A 17,189-nucleotide genomic window follows, 5' to 3' on the forward strand; every position below is an offset into this window, starting at 1 on the left:
AAACAGTTTTGCTCCCAGAACTCACTGCAGCATAATCAAAGAACTGACCCGCACGGTGTCGAGAAAACTCCACCACTCAGCGGGACGTAACCTTGATTGTGGGTCCTACAGGTGAGCCAAGCAACCGCAGTCAGTGCCTCGGGGACGCTCGTGACGTGTCCTTGATCACCTTCGATTGTGAAAGCTTGACAGGTGCTGCAGTATCGCACAAGACAATAAACTTGATGATTAGTATCAGAAATATCAATGCAAAGGAGAGCTAGGGATGGAACTGCGCTGGCTGGAGTCTCTCGTGGCGATCGTCGATTATGGATCTTTCCTGCAGGCCGGGCAGGAGCTTGGACTGTCCCAGCCGACCGTCACCGGGCATATCAAGGAACTCGAGGCGGAGCTCGACCTACAGCTGATAAATCGACGAACACGACCGGTGCAGCTCACGCCGGTGGGTGCCAGCTTCATTCGCCACGCGCGCCTGATCCTGGGGGAAGTCGACGTCGGGTTGCAACATGCGCGAAGATACGGCAAGCCGCAGTCTCACGGTGTCGTGGCCGTTGGCACCTACCCGAGTGCATCGGCGGGCTATCTTCCCCATTTGCTGGGACTCGCCCGTCAGGAACACTCGAAGATCGACGTTCTGCTGGATGAAATGGCCGGTGGAGAGATGGAAAGCGCTGCAGAGTCTGGCAGGTTTGACGTCTTCCTCCGGCAGACCGAACCGCTGCTGTCGCGCCGGCACTTTGCCTCGGAGCTCTTGTGGCGGGAGAACTTCCTAGTTGTGATTCCACCCACACACAAATGGGCTGAGAGCCCTGAGAAACCGCTGGACCCCCAGCAGATTCTGCATGCCCGAATCATCATGACGGGCCGATTCCGGCCTGATACGCTTCTCAGCCATCCGCTCTGGCGCGACCTCGGCGGCTATCCCGAGGTAGCCCATCAAGTGCAGCACCCGCAGTCACTTCTGGCGCTGGTCGAAAGCGGCGCAGGCGTCGGTCTCACCACGGAGCTGCCTGTGGCGGTCTCAAGGAAACACAATGTGGTCTTCCGCAGAATTGATCATGAAGCGGCCGTACGCGAGGTCTACGTGAATTGGTATTTGGGGCGCCCACTGACGAACCAAGCCAAGGCAATAGTGGATTTGATGCTCGCGAACCCAACTCCGCCGCTGTTGTGCCCGAGCCAGTGAGCTGCGCCCTGCAAACTTTCCCTTTGCGCTGACCCCGAGCCAGCGGGTGGGTCAGCTGCATCAGGTTCCATATGGGATTTTTGGTGGCGGTTTGGACCGGAGAATGGTGTTGCGGTGGAGGATCGGGGAAAACCATTGTCCCTTCGCGGAACTCGTAGATCAGATGGCTCCATACCCGGTGAGAGTTTTTCGCGGCAACCCATCACCGTGCAGGGGCACTTGGTGTCACTCTTGAGTGCCCCTGCGTCAGAAACGTCGACGAGGGGCACCCCCGGTAGCTAGTTGGCGTAGGGGCAGGCGATGCCGATGTATTGGGTGTAGAGGTATTCCTCGATGCCTTCGCTTCCGCCTTCTCGGCCTAGTCCTGATTGCTTGATACCGCCGAAAGGCGCAGCGGCGTTGGAGATGACGCCGGCGTTCAGGCCGAGCATGCCGGTTTCGAGCTGCTCGCCCATCCGGAGGCCCAGGTTCAGGTCGCCATACCGCTGCGAGCTTCGCCGTATTGGCCGGCGCGAACGTCAAAGCGGTGCAAAGGATGCTCGGGCACAGCTCAGCGGCTATGACCCTAGACATCTATGCGGACCTGTTTGAAGACGATCTGACCGCCGTTGCAGACGCACTTGATCACGTTGTTCAGTAGCAAGTGTGGGCACGAAGCTTATCCGGGCAAAACTAAAGGCCCCTACTCCCAGTGTTTGCACGGAAGTAAGGGCCCTAGTCGCCTGTGGCAGATGAGGGATTCGAACCCCCGTAGGCGTTGCCAGCTGATTTACAGTCAGCCCCCTTTGGCCGCTCGGGTAATCTGCCGAACGTCTTCAAGCGAAGACCACCCGCAGCAAGCGCGGGCAAGACAACTTTACAAAAGATTCGCCCCAGACACGAATCGGCATCCGGTGCGCAGTACTTCCGGCCGGTAGTGCCTCCAGGACGCCATTGCTGCGCGCTCGGTGTGGAGGCGGCCGGGCATCCTCCGGAGGGGGTTGCCCGCTGGGTGGAAGGACTAGCGGGAAGAGGATGGGCACACCTCGAGAAGGCGTCCGATGGTGCAACCAAGTAGGCTTGAACAAGGAATCGAACCAACTTCAAGGAGGCACCGTGGCAAGCGAATCCACGTTCGACGTCGTGAGCAAAGTGGACAAGCAGGAGGTGGCCAACGCGTTGAACCAGGCGCAGAAGGAGATCGTGCAACGCTACGACTTCAAGGGTGTAGGCGCTGAGGTCGATTTCAGCGGCGAGAAGATCCTGATGAAGGCCAACTCCGAGGAGCGCGTCCTCGCCGTCCTTGACGTACTGCAGTCGAAGATGATCAAGCGCGGCATCTCGTTGAAGTCCCTCGACACCGGCGAGCCCTACGCCTCGGGCAAGGAATTCCGGCTGGAGACCTCCATCAAGGAGGGCATCGAGCAGGACATCGCCAAGAAGATCAACAAGCTCATCCGGGACGAGGGTCCCAAGGGCGTGAAGTCCCAGATCCAGGGCGACGAGTTGCGCGTCAGCTCCAAGTCACGCGACGATCTCCAGGCCACCATGGCCCTGCTGAAGAACTTCGACGAGGCCGATCTGCAGTTCGTCAACATGCGCTGACCAGCACCAGTAACGACGACGGCGGCCCCACCTTCCACAGGTGGGGCCGCCGTCGTCGTTGGAGGTCAGTTCCGCCGCCCGGCCATCGCTTCGAGGCGCGCGATGCGCTGGTCCATCGGCGGATGGCTCGCGAAGAGCTTGTTGACGTCGCTGCCCTTGAAGGGGTTGGCGATCATCAGGTGCGAGGTGTTGACGAGGCGCTGCTCCTGCGGAAGCGGCGCACGCTGGGTGCCCGACGCGAGCTTGCCCAGCGCCGAGGCGAGGGCCAGCGGATCGTTGGTGAGCTTGGCGCCGTCCTCGTCGGCATCGTATTCGCGGGTGCGCCCGATCGCCATCTGGATCAGGCCCGCGGCGACCGGGGCGAGGAAGGCCAGCAGCAGGGCGGCGATGGGGTTGCCGCCCTGGTTCCGGCCGCCGAAGAGGCCGGCGAACGCGAACATCTGAGCCACCGACGTGATCACGCCGGCTACGGCAGCCGCGATGGAGCCGGTGAGGATGTCCCGATTGTAGACGTGCATGAGTTCGTGCCCCAGGACGCCGCGGAGTTCCCGCTCGTCGAGCAACTGGAGGATTCCCTGCGTACAGCAGACTGCGGCGTGCTCGGGATTGCGGCCCGTTGCGAAAGCGTTGGGTGCCATCGTGGGTGACACGTACAGTCGCGGCATCGGCTTGTCGGCCCGGGCGCTGAGCTCCCGCACGATGCGGTACATGGCGGGCGCCTGCTGCTCGCTGACCTCGACGGCCTTCATGCTCCGGATGGCGATCTTGTCGCTGTTCCAGTAGCTGTACGCGACGGATCCCACCCCGATCAGGGCGAAGATCCAGAGAAAGGCCGAACTACCCGTGGCGCCGGCGATGACGGCGCCGAACAGCAGGAAGATCCCCATGAGGGCGCCGAACAACAACGCCGTCTTGGCACCGTTGAGATGATTGTGCACTGCAGCAACTCCTTCGGATGACGGCTCCCGGATCCAACCGGGACGTACTGGCTCAACGCGACCGCGAGGCACGCTGTTCTCCAGATTCTACGGGCCGGGGCTTGGCGCCGGCTGGTAGTTTCAGGCCTCCGGCCGGCGCGAATCGTACCGGGCGAAGCGCGGCTGCCAGCGCGAGAGAGCCAGCACCAGCACGATGCAGGCAAGTCCGCCGACGACGGCGGTCCACCCCTCGCCGAGCCAGGCCGCGTTCCCGCCGGCCACGACGTCGCCCACCCGCGGGCCTCCCGCGACCACCACGATGAACACTCCCTGCAGGCGGCCGCGCATGGCGTCGGGGGTCGCTGACTGCAGGATGGTGTGGCGGAAGACGCTGCTGATCGAATCGGCGATCCCCGCAAGGACCAGGCACAGGGCGGCCGGGAGAACCCAGACGGAAAGCTCCCCCTCCCCCACCGGAGCCCGCCCGGCGCCCGCCATCACCACCACCAGTCCGAAGGCGCTGATCGAGGCGCCCCAGCCGACGATCGACCAGATCACCGCGAGCCCCTGCTTGTGGATGCGCCCGAGCGGCCCGGAGAACAGGCCCGCAAGCACCGACCCGAACGCGGCCGAGGCGAACAGGATGCCGACCGTCAGCTCCCCGCCGCCGATCAGCACTGCCCCCACTGCAGGCAACAGCACGCGCGGCTGCGCCAGGATCATGGCGGCGAGGTCCACGATGAACGTCATCCGGATGTTCGGCCGGGTCCCGAGGAAGCGGAAACCCTCGAGGACCGTCGCCAGCCCTGCCCGCCGGGTGGGTCCCTCCGGCGGCATGGGCGGCAGCCGGTACACCGCCCACAGCGCGAAGGAGAACGTGACGACGTCGACCGTATACGTCCAGGCGTAGCCCACCTGCGCCACCAGCACGCCCGCAAGCAGCGGACCGATGGTGAAGGCGAGACCGAAGGTGATCATGCTGAGCGCATTCGCTGCCGGGAGGAGCTCGGGCCGGACAAGCCGCGGAATGATCGAACTGCGGGTCGGCTGGTTGATGCCTGCGGCGCCCGAGTGCAGGGCGATGAGGCAGTACAGCAGCCAGACGTTGTCGAGGCCGAGCCAGGCCTGCGCGGCGATTCCCATCGACGTCCCCCACAGCGCGATGCCCGATGCGAGCGCCACCTTCCGGCGGTCCTGCGCGTCAGCGATGGCCCCGCCATAGAGACCGGCAATCACGAGCGGCACGAGGGCGAAGAGGCTGAGCAGCCCGACGCTCAACGTTGATTCCGTCAACGAGTAGACCTGGAGGCTGACGGCGATCAGGGTGAGCTGGGTGCCGATCGCCGAAAGCGCCGTGCCGATGTAGAGCCGCCGAAATGCCGGGCTCTCCCGAAGGGGCGTGAGGTCGGCGAGGAGTCTGGGCACCGGGAAAGTGTATCCGGACTTTCGTTCGCGGCGGCAACAACTTCATCAAGGGGTGGTGCCCCTCAGGTTCCCCGCTCTTCCGCGGCAATCGCCGTGTCGATTTCCTTCAGCACCCGGGGGTCGGCGATGGGCCGGAAATGCCCCATTGTCTCGAGCTGTATATTCCGGGCACCCTCCAGATAGCTGCCGCCGGGGATGTGCGGATCGAACTTGCCGTAGATCGAGGTGATGCGGGCATTGCTTTCGATGTTCTCGCGCAGAAGCTGGAGGGTGCGGTTACCCGGGGCGAAGGCCCGGATGCTCGGGAGCACGAAGAAGTTTGCATAGATGGAGCCGGAGAAGGGGGTGTTCACGGTGACCATGCGGTTCACTCGGCCCGCCTGGTGCGGCATGGTCATCAGGAATTTCCCGATCAACCCGCCTTTGCTGTGCGCGACGACCACCACGTTCTCGAGGCCCTGCTGCTCGAGATACCGGCCCACGAGGACCGCCATGTCCTCGACGGTCCCGAGGTTGTAGCCGAGCTTCCGCACCACGTGGATGGGGTGGCCCGCCTTGTGCAGATGATCCGCGATCGGACGCAGGAACTGCCAGGTCTCGTAGATCCCCGGTATGAGCAGGACCGGCAGCTTGTCCGCCTGCGCCTTGCTCGCGTCGGGATGCAGGTACCGTGCGGGGTCCGCCCGGAAAAGAAACCCATGCATCTGCCAAAAACCAACATAGGCATAGTCGAGCGCCCAGGCCCAGCCGCGCTTTCCGAGGTTCACCCTCTCACCGTACCGACATTCTTCCGGTTCGGGGGACCTTTCCGCGCCTTATTATGAATTGTTCGGAATAAGTGGTTGACTCGGGTCATGACCAAAGCAGCGCACCACTCCGAGGCCCTCGAGGCCCAGTGGTCGAGCGCGCTGCATTCACTGGGGAGGCGTGTCACCCGCCAGAGGCTGGCAGTCCTCGCCGCCGTCGAACGTTCCCCGCACGCGACCGCCGACGACGCCGCGGCCGCCGTGCGCGCCGAACTGCCGCACATCACCGTGCAGTCCGTCTATGTGGTCCTCGCGGACCTGACCGACGCGGGTCTGCTACGCCGCATCGAAACGCCGCACTCCCCCGCACGCTACGAGACGCGGGTGAATGACAACCACCATCACGCCGTGTGCACGGGGTGCGGACGCATCGAGGACGTCGACTGCGCAGTGGGCCATGCCCCCTGCCTGACTCCCTCCTGGGCCCCTGGCTCCAAGCGGATGACCATCCGGATCGCGGAAGTGATGTACCAGGGCCTCTGCGACGACTGCCGCGCCACCCCTGCACACCCCATCGACCAAATCTCAGATCCATTCCAGAAGGAGCAACATGAACGCTAATTTCAGCACGACGCAGTCCGGGGCGCCGGTCATCGATGACGGCAATTCCTCGGCCGTCGGCCGTGACGGAGCCATTCCGCTGACCGACCACTACCTCATCGAGAAGCTGGCGCAGTTCAACCGCGAGCGGATCCCCGAGCGCGTTGTCCACGCCAAGGGTGGCGGCGCATTCGGCGTCTTCGAGACCACCGAGGACGTCAGCATGTTCACCAAGGCGGCCCTCTTCCAGCAGGGCACGACCACCGAGACGCTACTGCGCTTCTCCTCGGTTGCGGGCGAGCAGGGCTCCCCCGACACCTGGCGCGACCCCCGCGGCTTCGCGCTGAAGTTCTACACCGCCGAAGGCAACTACGACCTCGTGGGCAACAACACCCCGGTGTTCTTCATCCGTGACGGCATCAAGTTCCCCGACTTCATCCACTCACAGAAGCGCCTTCCCGGCACCAACCTGCGCGACGCCGACATGCAGTGGGATTTCTGGACGCTCAGCCCCGAATCCGCACACCAGGTCACCTGGCTCATGGGAGACCGCGGCCTGCCCAACTCCTGGCGCACCATGAACGGCTACGGATCCCACACCTACATGTGGATCAACGAGGCCGGCGACAAGTTCTGGGTGAAGTACCACTTCAAGTCCAGCCAGGGCCACGAAGTACTTTCTGTCGACGAGGCCGAAGCGCTCGCCGGCTCGGACGCCGACCACCATCTCCGCGACCTCGCCGAGAACATCGCGAAGGGCAACCACCCCAGCTGGGACCTCAAGGTCCAGATCATGCCCTACCACGCCGCCAAGGACTACCGGTTCAATCCCTTCGACCTCACCAAGGTGTGGCCGCAGGCCGACTACCCGCTGATCCCGGTCGGCAAGCTCACCCTGAATCGGAACCCCGAGAACTACTTCTCGCAGATCGAACAGGCCACGTTCGCGCCGTCGAACTTCGTTCCGGGCATCGCGGCAAGCCCCGACCGCATGCTGCAGGCACGTATCTTCTCCTACGCAGACGCCCACCGCTACCGCGTGGGCACCAATCACGCGCAGCTGCCCGTGAACATGCCGAAGAACGAGGTCCGCAACTACTCGAAGGACGGCGCCGGCAGGTACCACTTCAACGCTGCGTCGACCCCGGTCTACGCTCCGAATTCGGTGAATGGTCCCGCCGCTGATCCCGCACAGTACGGTGCACACGGCGGCTGGGAGAACGACGGCGACCTCGTCTATGCTGCACACTCGCTGCACGCCGAGGACGACGACTTCGGCCAGGCCGGCACGCTGTACCGTGAGGTCTTCGACGACGCCGAACGCGCCCGTTTCCTCGAGACGATCACCGGGGCTGTAGGTGGCGTCGTCAGCGGCGACATCCGTGAAAGGGCCATCGCGTACTGGACGAACGTCGATGAAACGCTCGGCGCCAAGCTCCGTGCGAACCTCGGTACCGCCTCCGTCTCGGAGTCCGAAGCCGCGCTGTACTAGACGGCGCCGTATCGAACTGCACCGCGGCTGACGACGCCGCGCTCGACCGCATCCGCGGCATCAGCACGAAGAGACGCAGGGCGGGCCTTCGGGCCCGCCCTGCGTCTCTTGCGTATAGCGGTAGGACTCAGACTTCGTGCAACTCGGCATCTGCGATGAGGAGTTCCACGCGGTGTCGCTGCCGGGTCGGGAGGAGTGCGAGGTAATGCGGATTCTCGGTCAGGAACTCCCGGACCTGAGGGCAGTACGGTGCGACGGCAAGTCGGCGGCGGTGCGCGTTGAGAAGGACATGCTGGATCAGAAGCGGCTCCACCTCAGCCCGGTGGAACCGTGGATCCACAACGGCCTGGAGGAGCAGCACGTCTCCGCCGTGCATTTCATACTTGACGTACCCGGCCATCCTTCCGTTCTGGAAAAGTTCGAAGCGGGAGAACAGCGGGTTGTCGCGGAAAGTTCCACGTGGGTCGGGCGGCACCACGCGGGTCTCGGCGATGGTTTCCCGGCGTTCGAGTTCTTCGACGAGGGACTCGTACTGCTCCCTGGATTCCATCGGGGGGTAATCGCGGTCCAGGAGTCGATAGACCTGGTTGCAGAGCACACGGAGCTGGCGGGTGGGAACGACCGTGAGGTCGACCGGAAAGCCCGTTTCATCGAGTTGCGGATCGATGCTGGAACCGGGGCCTGACGGTGCAACGAAGGGCGGCGGGCTCTGCTGCACAACAGGCGAGTGAAGACGGTCAAGTACTAGGGGAACATTTTCCATGGTCTACTCCACGCTGGTGGTTTCCATGGCCCTCTGCTAGGCCGGTTCCGAAAGCATAGTTCAACCGGATTGAAAGAGAAACCCAGTAGGCTGACTATTCTCCCACCGCCCATGCACCAGCGGATTCTCCCCATTTTTCAGCCGGCAATCTCCTGCTGGGACAAGGCCGGCCAGGGTGCGTGATCGGAGTTCGTCTTCCTTGGAAGACCCGCGCGGCCTGTCGTCATTGACGCAGAGAGTGCCGATCCTTCAGCCACCAGGACCCGTCAGCGGGTACCCGGCATAGAAGCGTATCCACGGCTTCTGCTGGGGAAGAAAGATGACAATGCGTACTTTGCCCGGCCTTGCTACACGTAGCTCCGGTGCTGTGCACCTCCCCCGGTTCCTCCCCTGATACCCTCGCTGGAAGCTGACCGCCGCATGGCGCGGAAGGCAGAATCGTCGGATTCCCCCGGAGGAACCAGTGCGCGCAGTCCATTTCGACAGGTTTTCCCAGCGGCCGGTGCTCCGCGATGTAGCGGACCCGGTGCCCACCCCGGGCGGCGTCGTCGTGCGTGTCGAGACGACGGGACTGTGCCGGAGCGACGTCCACGGCTGGCTGGGACACGACGCCGGAATCGCCCTCCCGCACGTTCCCGGCCATGAGCTGGTGGGAATCATCGATGCGGTCGGCCCGGCGGTGCAGCGTTTCTCTGCAGGGCAGCGCGTCACCGTACCGTTCGTCTGCGCATGCGGGCGGTGTCCCGAATGCAGCTCGGGCAATGGCCAGGTGTGCCGGAACCAGACGCAGCCCGGCTTCACCCACTGGGGTTCCTATGCCGAGCTTGTAGCCCTCCACGACGCCGACAACAACCTCATCCCCGTACCCGCGGAACTCGACAGCGGAGCAGCTGCGCTCCTCGGATGCCGGTTCGCCACGGCCTACCGCGGCCTCGCCCACCAGGCGCGGGTGCAGCCGGGCGAATCCCTGCTGGTGATCGGCTGCGGAGGCGTGGGCCTGAGCGCAGTGATGATCGGCGTCGCGCTTGGAGCCACCGTCACCGCCGTCGACGTCGACGATGCCACCCTCGAGCGGGCGCGCCGAGTCGGAGCTGCGCGGACCATCAACTCGTCCGGGATGAGCCGGGAGGCACTCCTGGGCTCGATCGGGGAGCTGGTCCCGCAGGGCGTAAACGTGTCAGTCGACGCACTCGGGCTCGCAGAGACGGCAACGGCGGGCATCCTCTCCCTGCTGCCGCGAGGCCGGCATGTCCAGATCGGATTGTTCTCCTCCGACCCGGTGATGCCCATGTCGGCGGTGATCGCCAGGGAGTTGACGGTACTGGGGAGCCACGGGATGCCGGCCCGGGATTATCCTGCCCTCCTTGCGCTGGTAGCCTCGGGAGCGCTCCGCCCCGAAATCCTGATCGAGCGCAGGATCACCCTGGATGAGACACCCGAGGCACTTCTGTTGATGGCCTCGGGACGTAATCCGGCGGGCGTGACCGTGATAGACGTCGTGCCCCGTTCCAAGTGACGCGCCACCCCACCCCCGCTGATCAAGCACTTGTGGCGGCTTCCGGCGGGAGATACCAGCCATAGGTGCTTGATCAGCGGGGGGTCAGGTCCGGACCAGCACTTCTTCCGGCTTACTTTCGCTACGGGTGAGCCTGGCGCCCTCGACGTCGACGTCGGGCAGGATCCGCCCGAGCCAGGCCGGCAGCCACCACGCCCTCCTGCCGAGCAGGTACATGGCCGCCGGGACGAGTGTCATCCGCACCACGAAGGCGTCGAGCAGCACTCCGAACGCCAGACCGAAGCCGATGGGCCGGACCATCGTCAGGTGGGAGAACACGAAACCCGTGAAGACCGCGACCATGATGATTGCCGCGGCCGTGACCACGCGCGCGCCGTGGCTGAAGCCGATGCGCACGGCAGCCCGCGGATCGTCACCGTGCACGAAGGCCTCCCGCATCCCCGATACCAAAAACATCTGGTAATCCATGGCCAGCCCGAACAGCACGCCGATCAGGATGATGGGCAGGAAGCTGAGGATGGGCCCCGGATTCGTCACGCCGAAGAATCCCCCGAGCCAGCCCCACTGGTAGATCGCCACCGTTGCGCCGAAGCTCGCCAGCAGCGAGAGCAGGAAACCGGCGGTCGCGATCAGCGGCACCAGGATGGAGCGGAAGACCAGCAGGAGCAGTATCAGTGACAGGCCGACGACGATCCCCAGGTACAGCGGCATGGCCTCCATGAGTTTCGCGGAGACATCGATGTTCGCCGCCGTCTGCCCTGTCACGGCGATGGTCACCCCGGTTTCGGCTTCGATGTCCGCTGAGGAATCCCTCAGGTCGCGCACGAGGTTCTCCGTGGTCTCACTGGCCGGGCCCTCCTCGGGGATCACCTGGAATATGGCGGTCCTGCCGTTCTCGCTCACGGTGGCCGGGATGGACGCCGCCACGTCGGGAATTGCCGTCAGACGGTCATTGACCTGCAGCTGCAGCTCGGTCAGTTCGGCTTTGCCGGTTGTTTCGGGCAAGGATCCGACGACGATCAGCGGACCGTTGGTTCCCTCGCCGAACTTCTCCCCGACGGTGCTGTAGGCCTGGAAGGCGGTGGAATCGGCAGACTCGGTGCCGCCGTCGGGCAGTCCGACGCGGAGCTGTGCAGCCGGCACCGCGATGACGCCGAGCAGCACGATGCCGGCGATCAGCGTGAGCACCGGTTTCCGCGTGACGATACCGCCCCAGCCGCGGCCGACGGCGGCACGCTGGTCGGCGGCCTGCTGGAGCGTTTCCGGCGTACCTGCGGCCGATTCGACCTCGTTCTTCGCCCAGCGCCGCTTCGAGATGAGCCTCGTGCCGAGGAAGGCCAGGAGCGCTGGTGTCAGGGTCAGTGCCACCAGGACCGACACCGCGACGGTGCCGGCTGCGGAGAGACCCATGACGGTGAGGAACGGCAGGCCCGGCACCGCGAGTGCCGCCAGCGCCACCACCACGGTGAGTCCCGCGAACAGCACGGCGTTCCCGGCGGTACCTGTGGCCTTGCCGATCGATTCCTGCAGATCCATGCCGTGCAGCAGCTGCGTCCGGTGGCGGTTGACGATGAACAGGGAGTAATCGATTCCCACGGCGAGGCCGAGCATGAGTGCGAGCACCGGGGAAATGCTGTTCATCTCGATGAGCCCGGACAGGGCGAAGGTGATACCGACGCCCACCCCCACGCCCACTACGGCCATGACCAGCGGCAGCCCGGCAGCGATCAGGGTGCCGAGCATCAGCACCAGCACGATCGCGGCGACGAGGAGGCCCACGATCTCCGCAGGCCCAAAGATCTCCGAGACGTCCTCGACGATATCCTTGCTGAAATCCACCGAGACTCCGGCGTCCGCAACCGACTCGGCCGTTACCTGCACTTCCTCGCGGAGTTCCGGCGTCACGGCATTGATCTGCTCCTCGAACTGCACGCTCGCTACAGCCGCAGTGTTGTCCTCCGAGACGAGGCGGATGCCCGACGTCGCCTCGAGCGTGCGCTCCCCGAGCTCCAGGGACGCAAGGCCCTCCTCGAGCTGCGCGCGACCGTCCTCGAGTTCGGCCCTGCCGGCGTCGAGCTGTGCCTGTGCAGCTGCGATTTGCTCCTCGGTGGCCTGGGCCTGCTCCGGTGGGAGGAAGGCCCGCCCCTGTTCGAATGCTTCCCGCTGCGCGTCAAGCTGCTCCTGGCCCTGCTCCAGCTGCGCTTCACTGCCGGAGAGTTCCTGTCCGCCGGCGTCGAGCTCCGACCGGCCCGCCTGCAGTTCAGCGCTGCCGCTCTCTACCTGCGCCGCGACGTCGAAGGGATCCACGATGGAGCGGACGCCGTCGAGCGCGGCCACCTCGGCGAGCGCCGCCTGGACGGCGGACGCCTGGTCGGCAGTGAACGCGCCGTCGTCGGAGGTGAAGACCACCGTGCCCGTGCCTCCCACGGCCTCGGGAAGTTCCTCCCTCAAGCGGTCGGAGATACGCTGCGATTCGGTTCCGGGAATGGAGAAGTTGTTGGTCAGGGTTCCGGAAAAGGCGACGGCGGCCCCGCCCACGGCGAGGATGATCACCAGCCAGGCCGACACCACCCACCACCGCCTGCGGTAGGCGAACTTGCCGAGCCGGTAGAGCAGAAATGCCATGATGGGTCCTTGCGGGTTGGTGCTGGAAACGGAGGATGTGTCAGGCGGGGTGTGCGAAGCCGTCGCGGAGCAGGGACAGGGCGCGGACTATCCGGGCTTCGAGGTCCGCACCGGAGGCGTCGTCGGGTTCGGGGCTTTCCCCGGCCCAGTCCTGCATGGCTGCCTTGGTGCAGGAGAGCACCGAGCCGACGAGCGCGGTGACGTACAGGTGGGATACGCCGGGCCCGAGGCGCTCTTCGACGGCCTGGACTATTCGGGTTTCGGCGCGCTCCCAGGAGTGGAGCTGCGCCCGGAGCAGCTCCGGATTGTCGGCCGCCATGCGGAACAGCTCGCCGTGCGTCCCCAGATGCTGTACCTGGGTGGTGGCCCCGAATGCCGCAATCATCGTGTCGAGCAGCGGGAGCCCGGCGGGCTGTTCGGCGAAGATGCCGATGGCCAGTTCGAGGAAGGACTCCATCCGGACGTTGAGGGCTTCCTCTGCACTGTGGAAGTAGTTGAAGAAAGTGCGGCGCGACACCCCTGCGGAGGCCGCGATCTGGTCGACGGTGAACGACCCCGGGCCCTCCCGGCGTGCCAGGGCGAATGCTGCATCGGCAATCGCCCTCCGGGTGTCGATCTTGTTCTGCGCGCGGCGCCCCGGGGGCTCTGTCGTCTCGGCTATCGTCTCCACAGACGTCAGGTTAGTTCACAAATTGCACAGCGTGCAATTTTTGCCGTCAAATGATCACCGGGAACGGAGGCGACCCGCCCCTCCCGGGACCGGCCGCTGCTAGGCGGGCATACCGGTCGCGGTCGATCCGGCCACGGATCCCAATGGAACGTTCGCGAGCCTCGAAGACCCCGAAGGCAACGGCATCCAGCTGTGGCAGCCGGCAGGAGTCGACCGGCAGGACACGGAAAAGGGCGGGTGACGACCCCGCCCTTCCCCGGCGCAGCTAGTCCATCAACCGTGACCGGATGAGGAACCGCTTGCCCTCCGGCGCCTCCACCGAGAAGCCGCTGCCCCGCCCCTGCACGACGTCGACCGTCAGGTGCGTGTGCTTCCAGTACTCGAACTGTTCCCGGGACATCCAGAAATCGATCGTCTGGCTGCCGTCGTCGGAGATATCGAGCACCCCGAGCAGGATGTCGGCTTCCGCGGTGATGAACTCTCCCGCCGGATAGCACATGGGCGAGGAACCGTCGCAGCAACCGCCGGACTGATGGAACATCAGTGGACCGTGGATGCCCCACAGTTTCTGCAGGAGCTCGACGGCGGACCCGCTCAGGGCCACCCGGGAAAAGGTCTCGCCCGGCAGGACCACCGAGGCTTCTACTGTCACGGCATCTCCCTAGAAGAACCCGAGCTTGTTCTCGGAGTAGCTGACCAGGAGGTTCTTGGTCTGCTGGTAGTGATCGAGCATCATCGCGTGGTTCTCGCGGCCGATGCCTGAGGACTTGTAGCCGCCGAACGCCGCTCCCGCCGGGTAGGCGTGGTAGTTGTTGACCCACACACGGCCCGCCTGGATCTCGCGGCCCGCACGGTAGGCGACATTTCCGTTCCTCGACCAGACGCCGGCGCCCAGTCCGTAGAGCGTGTCGTTGGCGATCTCCAAAGCCTCGGAGTAGTCCTCGAACCTCGTGACCGAAACCACCGGCCCGAAGATCTCTTCCTGGAACACCCGCATGTTGTTGGTGCCCTCGAAGATGGTCGGCTGAACGTAGTAGCCCTCGGCAAGATCGCCGCCGAGCGTCATACGTTCACCGCCGATCAGCACCTTCGCGCCCTCCTGACGGCCGATATCCATGTAGGAAAGGATTTTCTCGAGCTGGTCGTTGGATGCCTGGGCGCCCACCTGCGTGTCGGTGTCCAGCGGGTTGCCCTGCACCATCTTCCCCACCCGCGCCACGGCGTCGGACATGAACGAGTCGTACATGGACCCCTGCACCAGTGCCCGCGAGGGACACGTGCACACCTCGCCCTGGTTGAACGCGAACAGCGCGAACCCTTCGAGTGCCTTGTCGTAGAAGGCGTCATTGCTGTCGGCAACATCCGAGAAGAAGATGTTGGGGCTCTTGCCGCCGAGCTCGAGCGTGACCGGAATGAGGTTCTGGCTGGCGTACTGGCTGATCAAACGGCCAGTGGTGGTCTCACCCGTGAAGGCGATCTTCCGGATGCGCTTCGACGACGCCAGCGGCTTGCCTGCCTCGACGCCGAATCCGTTGACCACATTGATGACGCCGGCGGGCAGGATGTCGCTCAGGAGCTCCATCAGCACCAGGATGGACGACGGCGTCTGCTCGGCCGGCTTCAGGACGACGGCGTTGCCCGCGGCGATCGCGGGGGCGAGCTTCCACGTGGCCATGAGGATGGGGAAGTTCCACGGGATGATCTGCCCGACGACACCGAGCGGCTCGTGGTAGTGGTAGGCCGTCGTGTCGTCGTCGAGCTGCGACAGGCGCCCTTCCTGCGCGCGGATGGCGCTGGCGAAGTACCGGAAGTGGTCCGCGGCCAGGGGCATGTCGGCCGCCAGCGTTTCACGTACCGGCTTGCCGTTGTCCCAGGTCTCGGCGACGGCGAGCATCTCGAGGTTCGCCTCGATGCGGTCGGCGATCCTGTTCAGCACTGCGGCGCGTTCGGCCACGGAGGTCTTGCCCCATGCGGGAGCTGCCTTGTGGGCGGCGTCGAGGGCGAGGTCGATGTCCTCCGAGGTGCTCCGTGCCACCTCGCAGAACGCCTTGCCGGTGACGGGGGAGATGTTCTCGAAGTACTGGCCCTTCATCGGGGCAACCCACTCGCCGCCGATCCAGTTCTCGTACCGCGGCTTGAAACTGACCTTGGAACCATCCTGGCCAGGCTGGGCGTAAACGGTCATTGCTTGACTCCTCGAACTTGCTGCGGGACATGGACGTCGTCGTCTATGTCCTGCGAGCGTAATAGCCCGAGCGTTGCAATAAGGTTGCAGGCCTGCGGCGCCCGTGCAGGTCAGGACCTGCTCAAGCTGCCCGGCCCAGCGATGCCGAGCTCGCGGTCCATCCATTCGAGATGGGCGACGACGGCTGCCCGCCGGGGCGACCGTGGCGGCAACACCTTCAACGCGAGAGCCCACGCCTCGACGTCGTACTCGGCTTCGGGCAACTGGAGGTACTGCAGCAGGCCGTCGGGCGCGGCATCGTTGAGGACCGCTTCGCGCAGCAGCGTGCTGATCTCACCGCGCAGCCGGATGATGGCAGGAGCCTGGGAGCGCGGCAGCACCGGACCGCGGTAGATCCCGAGCGCGAGGCGGTGGGCTCCCCGGTGCAGGTAATTGAGCACCTGCACGGCGTCGACCACGAGCTCCGTGGGCAGGCGGTAGGGGCGGGACGACGGAACCAGCGATTCCCCGTGCTTGGCGAGGACCTTGCGGAGACGCAGCATTTCGGCGCGCACCGTGGTCCCCGAGGCGTGCTCCGGGTAGGCCATCAGCGCGAGCTGCTCCGCGGTGACGCCGCTGGGGTGAAGCGCCAGCAGCGCCAGCAGCTCGGCGTGCCGCAGGCTGAGCTGGACGGACTGCCCACCGACATGCACCACCCCATGGTCGGTGCCGAGGATCTGCAGGCTGTCGCGGTACAGGAACGCCGGCCGCCGAACGGCCGGCGCACGCCGCGCCCTGGGAAGCCTGCTCTGGAGGCGGTGGATGCTGAGCTGGGCTTCGGCGGCGGCGACGGTCGCCTCGACGAGGGAAAGGGTATTAGCGGCGACGGCGTCGGAGGTTCCCGTGATGTCGACGACGCCGAGCACCGTTCCTGAATCCGGATCGTGGAGGGGCACCGCCGTGCAGCTCCAGGGGTGCACCTGCGGACTGAAGTGTTCTGCCCCGGCGATCTGGACGCTGGCCCCGAGTGCGAGGGCAGTACCTGGGGCACTTGTCCCCACCGCCGATTCGGACCAGTCGGCCCCCGCGACGAACAGCATTCCCTCGGCCCTGCGGCGCAGCTCCCGGTCCCCGTCGACCCAGAGCAGCCGGCCGTTCTCGTCCCCCACGGCGACGAGGAGGCCGCTGTCAGCGCTCGGCTGGACCAGCAGTCGGTTGATGACGGGCATGACGGCGGCGAGCGGGTGGCTCTGCCGGTAGGCCTCGAGCTCGTCCTCGGAGTAGAAGAGGCTGGCCGCTACGGCATCGGGATTGGGGAGGTGCGTCAGGGACCGCAACCATGAGTCGCGCACGAGCCTGCGCAGGTTGCCGTCGAGGCTGTCGCCCTGGCCCAGTGCCTCATGCGCGGCGAAAGCGCGCTGCTGCGCGGAGCGGGAGGTCAGTTCCTCGGGGCTGGACGAACGGGACGGCGTCATTGGCACTCCGTATCGGGATCCGCCCC

At 65.3% G+C, this 17,189-nt stretch carries 14 protein-coding genes, 1 tRNA gene and 2 pseudogenes; 6 read left to right on the top strand and 11 right to left on the bottom strand.

All coding sequences use genetic code 11. The annotated features are described in order from the left end of the window. The first annotated feature begins 265 nt into the window (after positions 1-265). Complete coding sequence (locus IWX65_RS08870) at positions 266-1,186, top strand: LysR family transcriptional regulator (RefSeq protein ID WP_196882186.1); 921 nt, start codon at positions 266-268, stop codon at positions 1,184-1,186. A 278-nt stretch (positions 1,187-1,464) separates the two neighbouring features. Here IWX65_RS08870 and IWX65_RS08875 read toward each other — a convergent pair. Continuing rightward, a pseudogene (locus IWX65_RS08875) lies at positions 1,465-1,662 on the bottom strand (aldehyde dehydrogenase family protein); the annotation flags it as partial. On the opposite strand from IWX65_RS08875, the pseudogene IWX65_RS08880 reads away from it, so the two are divergent. After that, positions 1,656-1,826 (top strand): annotated as a pseudogene (locus tag IWX65_RS08880) (tyrosine-type recombinase/integrase); the annotation flags it as partial. The pseudogenes IWX65_RS08875 and IWX65_RS08880 sit on opposite strands and share 7 nt — an antisense overlap. Before the next feature lie 85 nt (positions 1,827-1,911). On the opposite strand, the gene IWX65_RS08885 reads toward IWX65_RS08880, so the two are convergent. After that, positions 1,912-1,993, bottom strand: a tRNA-Tyr gene (locus IWX65_RS08885). A gap of 288 nt (positions 1,994-2,281) precedes the next feature. On the opposite strand from IWX65_RS08885, the gene IWX65_RS08890 reads away from it, so the two are divergent. Continuing rightward, positions 2,282-2,770, top strand: a complete 489-nt coding sequence (locus IWX65_RS08890; RefSeq protein ID WP_196822939.1) for a YajQ family cyclic di-GMP-binding protein — start codon at positions 2,282-2,284, stop codon at positions 2,768-2,770. Positions 2,771-2,835: 65 nt separating this feature from the next. On the opposite strand, the gene htpX is transcribed toward IWX65_RS08890, so the two are convergent. The 3 genes from htpX to IWX65_RS08905 all read right to left on the bottom strand — a co-directional run bounded on the left by htpX (position 2,836) and on the right by IWX65_RS08905 (position 5,879). Further along, positions 2,836-3,708, bottom strand: coding sequence for a zinc metalloprotease HtpX (htpX, locus tag IWX65_RS08895; RefSeq protein WP_196882190.1), 873 nt, complete (start codon positions 3,706-3,708; stop codon positions 2,836-2,838). Between the two features lie 120 nt (positions 3,709-3,828). Next, positions 3,829-5,112, bottom strand: a complete 1,284-nt coding sequence (locus IWX65_RS08900) for an MFS transporter (protein WP_196882192.1) — start codon at positions 5,110-5,112, stop codon at positions 3,829-3,831. A 62-nt stretch (positions 5,113-5,174) separates the two neighbouring features. Continuing rightward, entirely contained in the window at positions 5,175-5,879 is a 705-nt protein-coding gene (locus IWX65_RS08905) for an esterase/lipase family protein (RefSeq protein ID WP_334683764.1), read from the bottom strand. Positions 5,880-5,966: 87 nt separating this feature from the next. On the opposite strand from IWX65_RS08905, the gene IWX65_RS08910 reads away from it, so the two are divergent. Together IWX65_RS08910 and IWX65_RS08915 are read left to right on the top strand one after the other, a co-directional pair. Next, positions 5,967-6,479: a Fur family transcriptional regulator gene (locus IWX65_RS08910; protein WP_196882194.1), complete on the top strand. Its 513-nt coding sequence runs from the start codon at positions 5,967-5,969 to the stop codon at positions 6,477-6,479. After that, positions 6,469-7,950: a catalase gene (locus IWX65_RS08915; RefSeq protein WP_196882195.1), complete on the top strand. Its 1,482-nt coding sequence runs from the start codon at positions 6,469-6,471 to the stop codon at positions 7,948-7,950. The genes IWX65_RS08910 and IWX65_RS08915 overlap by 11 nt, the downstream gene beginning before the upstream one ends. Before the next feature lie 127 nt (positions 7,951-8,077). Here IWX65_RS08915 and IWX65_RS08920 read toward each other — a convergent pair whose 3' ends face one another. After that, positions 8,078-8,713: a GNAT family N-acetyltransferase gene (locus IWX65_RS08920; RefSeq protein WP_196882196.1), complete on the bottom strand. Its 636-nt coding sequence runs from the start codon at positions 8,711-8,713 to the stop codon at positions 8,078-8,080. A 463-nt stretch (positions 8,714-9,176) separates the two neighbouring features. On the opposite strand from IWX65_RS08920, the gene IWX65_RS08925 reads away from it, so the two are divergent. Next, complete coding sequence (locus IWX65_RS08925) at positions 9,177-10,229, top strand: zinc-dependent alcohol dehydrogenase family protein (RefSeq protein WP_196882197.1); 1,053 nt, start codon at positions 9,177-9,179, stop codon at positions 10,227-10,229. A gap of 84 nt (positions 10,230-10,313) precedes the next feature. Here IWX65_RS08925 and IWX65_RS08930 read toward each other — a convergent pair whose 3' ends face one another. The 5 genes from IWX65_RS08930 to IWX65_RS08950 all read right to left on the bottom strand — a co-directional run bounded on the left by IWX65_RS08930 (position 10,314) and on the right by IWX65_RS08950 (position 17,163). Beyond that, positions 10,314-12,854: an MMPL family transporter gene (locus IWX65_RS08930; RefSeq protein ID WP_196882198.1), complete on the bottom strand. Its 2,541-nt coding sequence runs from the start codon at positions 12,852-12,854 to the stop codon at positions 10,314-10,316. 40 nt (positions 12,855-12,894) lie between these two features. Beyond that, positions 12,895-13,524, bottom strand: coding sequence for a TetR/AcrR family transcriptional regulator (locus IWX65_RS08935; RefSeq protein WP_196882199.1), 630 nt, complete (start codon positions 13,522-13,524; stop codon positions 12,895-12,897). Positions 13,525-13,789: 265 nt separating this feature from the next. After that, positions 13,790-14,176, bottom strand: coding sequence for a DUF779 domain-containing protein (locus IWX65_RS08940; protein ID WP_196882200.1), 387 nt, complete (start codon positions 14,174-14,176; stop codon positions 13,790-13,792). Between the two features lie 9 nt (positions 14,177-14,185). Further along, the gene (gene exaC / locus IWX65_RS08945) at positions 14,186-15,709 is read right to left on the bottom strand and encodes an acetaldehyde dehydrogenase ExaC (RefSeq protein WP_196882201.1); all 1,524 of its coding nucleotides are present in this window, start codon (positions 15,707-15,709) and stop codon (positions 14,186-14,188) included. Positions 15,710-15,819: 110 nt separating this feature from the next. Then, positions 15,820-17,163, bottom strand: a complete 1,344-nt coding sequence (locus tag IWX65_RS08950) for a GAF domain-containing protein (RefSeq protein WP_196882204.1) — start codon at positions 17,161-17,163, stop codon at positions 15,820-15,822. Between the last annotated feature and the right edge of the window lie 26 nt (positions 17,164-17,189).

The organism is Arthrobacter sp. CAN_A214 (genome assembly GCF_015751955.1).
Classification (GTDB): domain Bacteria; phylum Actinomycetota; class Actinomycetes; order Actinomycetales; family Micrococcaceae; genus Arthrobacter_D.

Coding starts and splice junctions, on each gene's coding strand:
- IWX65_RS08930 (WP_196882198.1), bottom strand. CDS start 12,854: ATGGCATTTCTGCTCTACCGGCTCGGCAAGTTCGCCTACCGCAGGCGG.
- IWX65_RS08950 (WP_196882204.1), bottom strand. CDS start 17,163: ATGACGCCGTCCCGTTCGTCCAGCCCCGAGGAACTGACCTCCCGCTCC.
- IWX65_RS08870 (WP_196882186.1), top strand. CDS start 266: ATGGAACTGCGCTGGCTGGAGTCTCTCGTGGCGATCGTCGATTATGGA.
- IWX65_RS08910 (WP_196882194.1), top strand. CDS start 5,967: ATGACCAAAGCAGCGCACCACTCCGAGGCCCTCGAGGCCCAGTGGTCG.
- IWX65_RS08920 (WP_196882196.1), bottom strand. CDS start 8,713: ATGGAAAATGTTCCCCTAGTACTTGACCGTCTTCACTCGCCTGTTGTG.
- IWX65_RS08915 (WP_196882195.1), top strand. CDS start 6,469: ATGAACGCTAATTTCAGCACGACGCAGTCCGGGGCGCCGGTCATCGAT.
- exaC (WP_196882201.1), bottom strand. CDS start 15,709: ATGACCGTTTACGCCCAGCCTGGCCAGGATGGTTCCAAGGTCAGTTTC.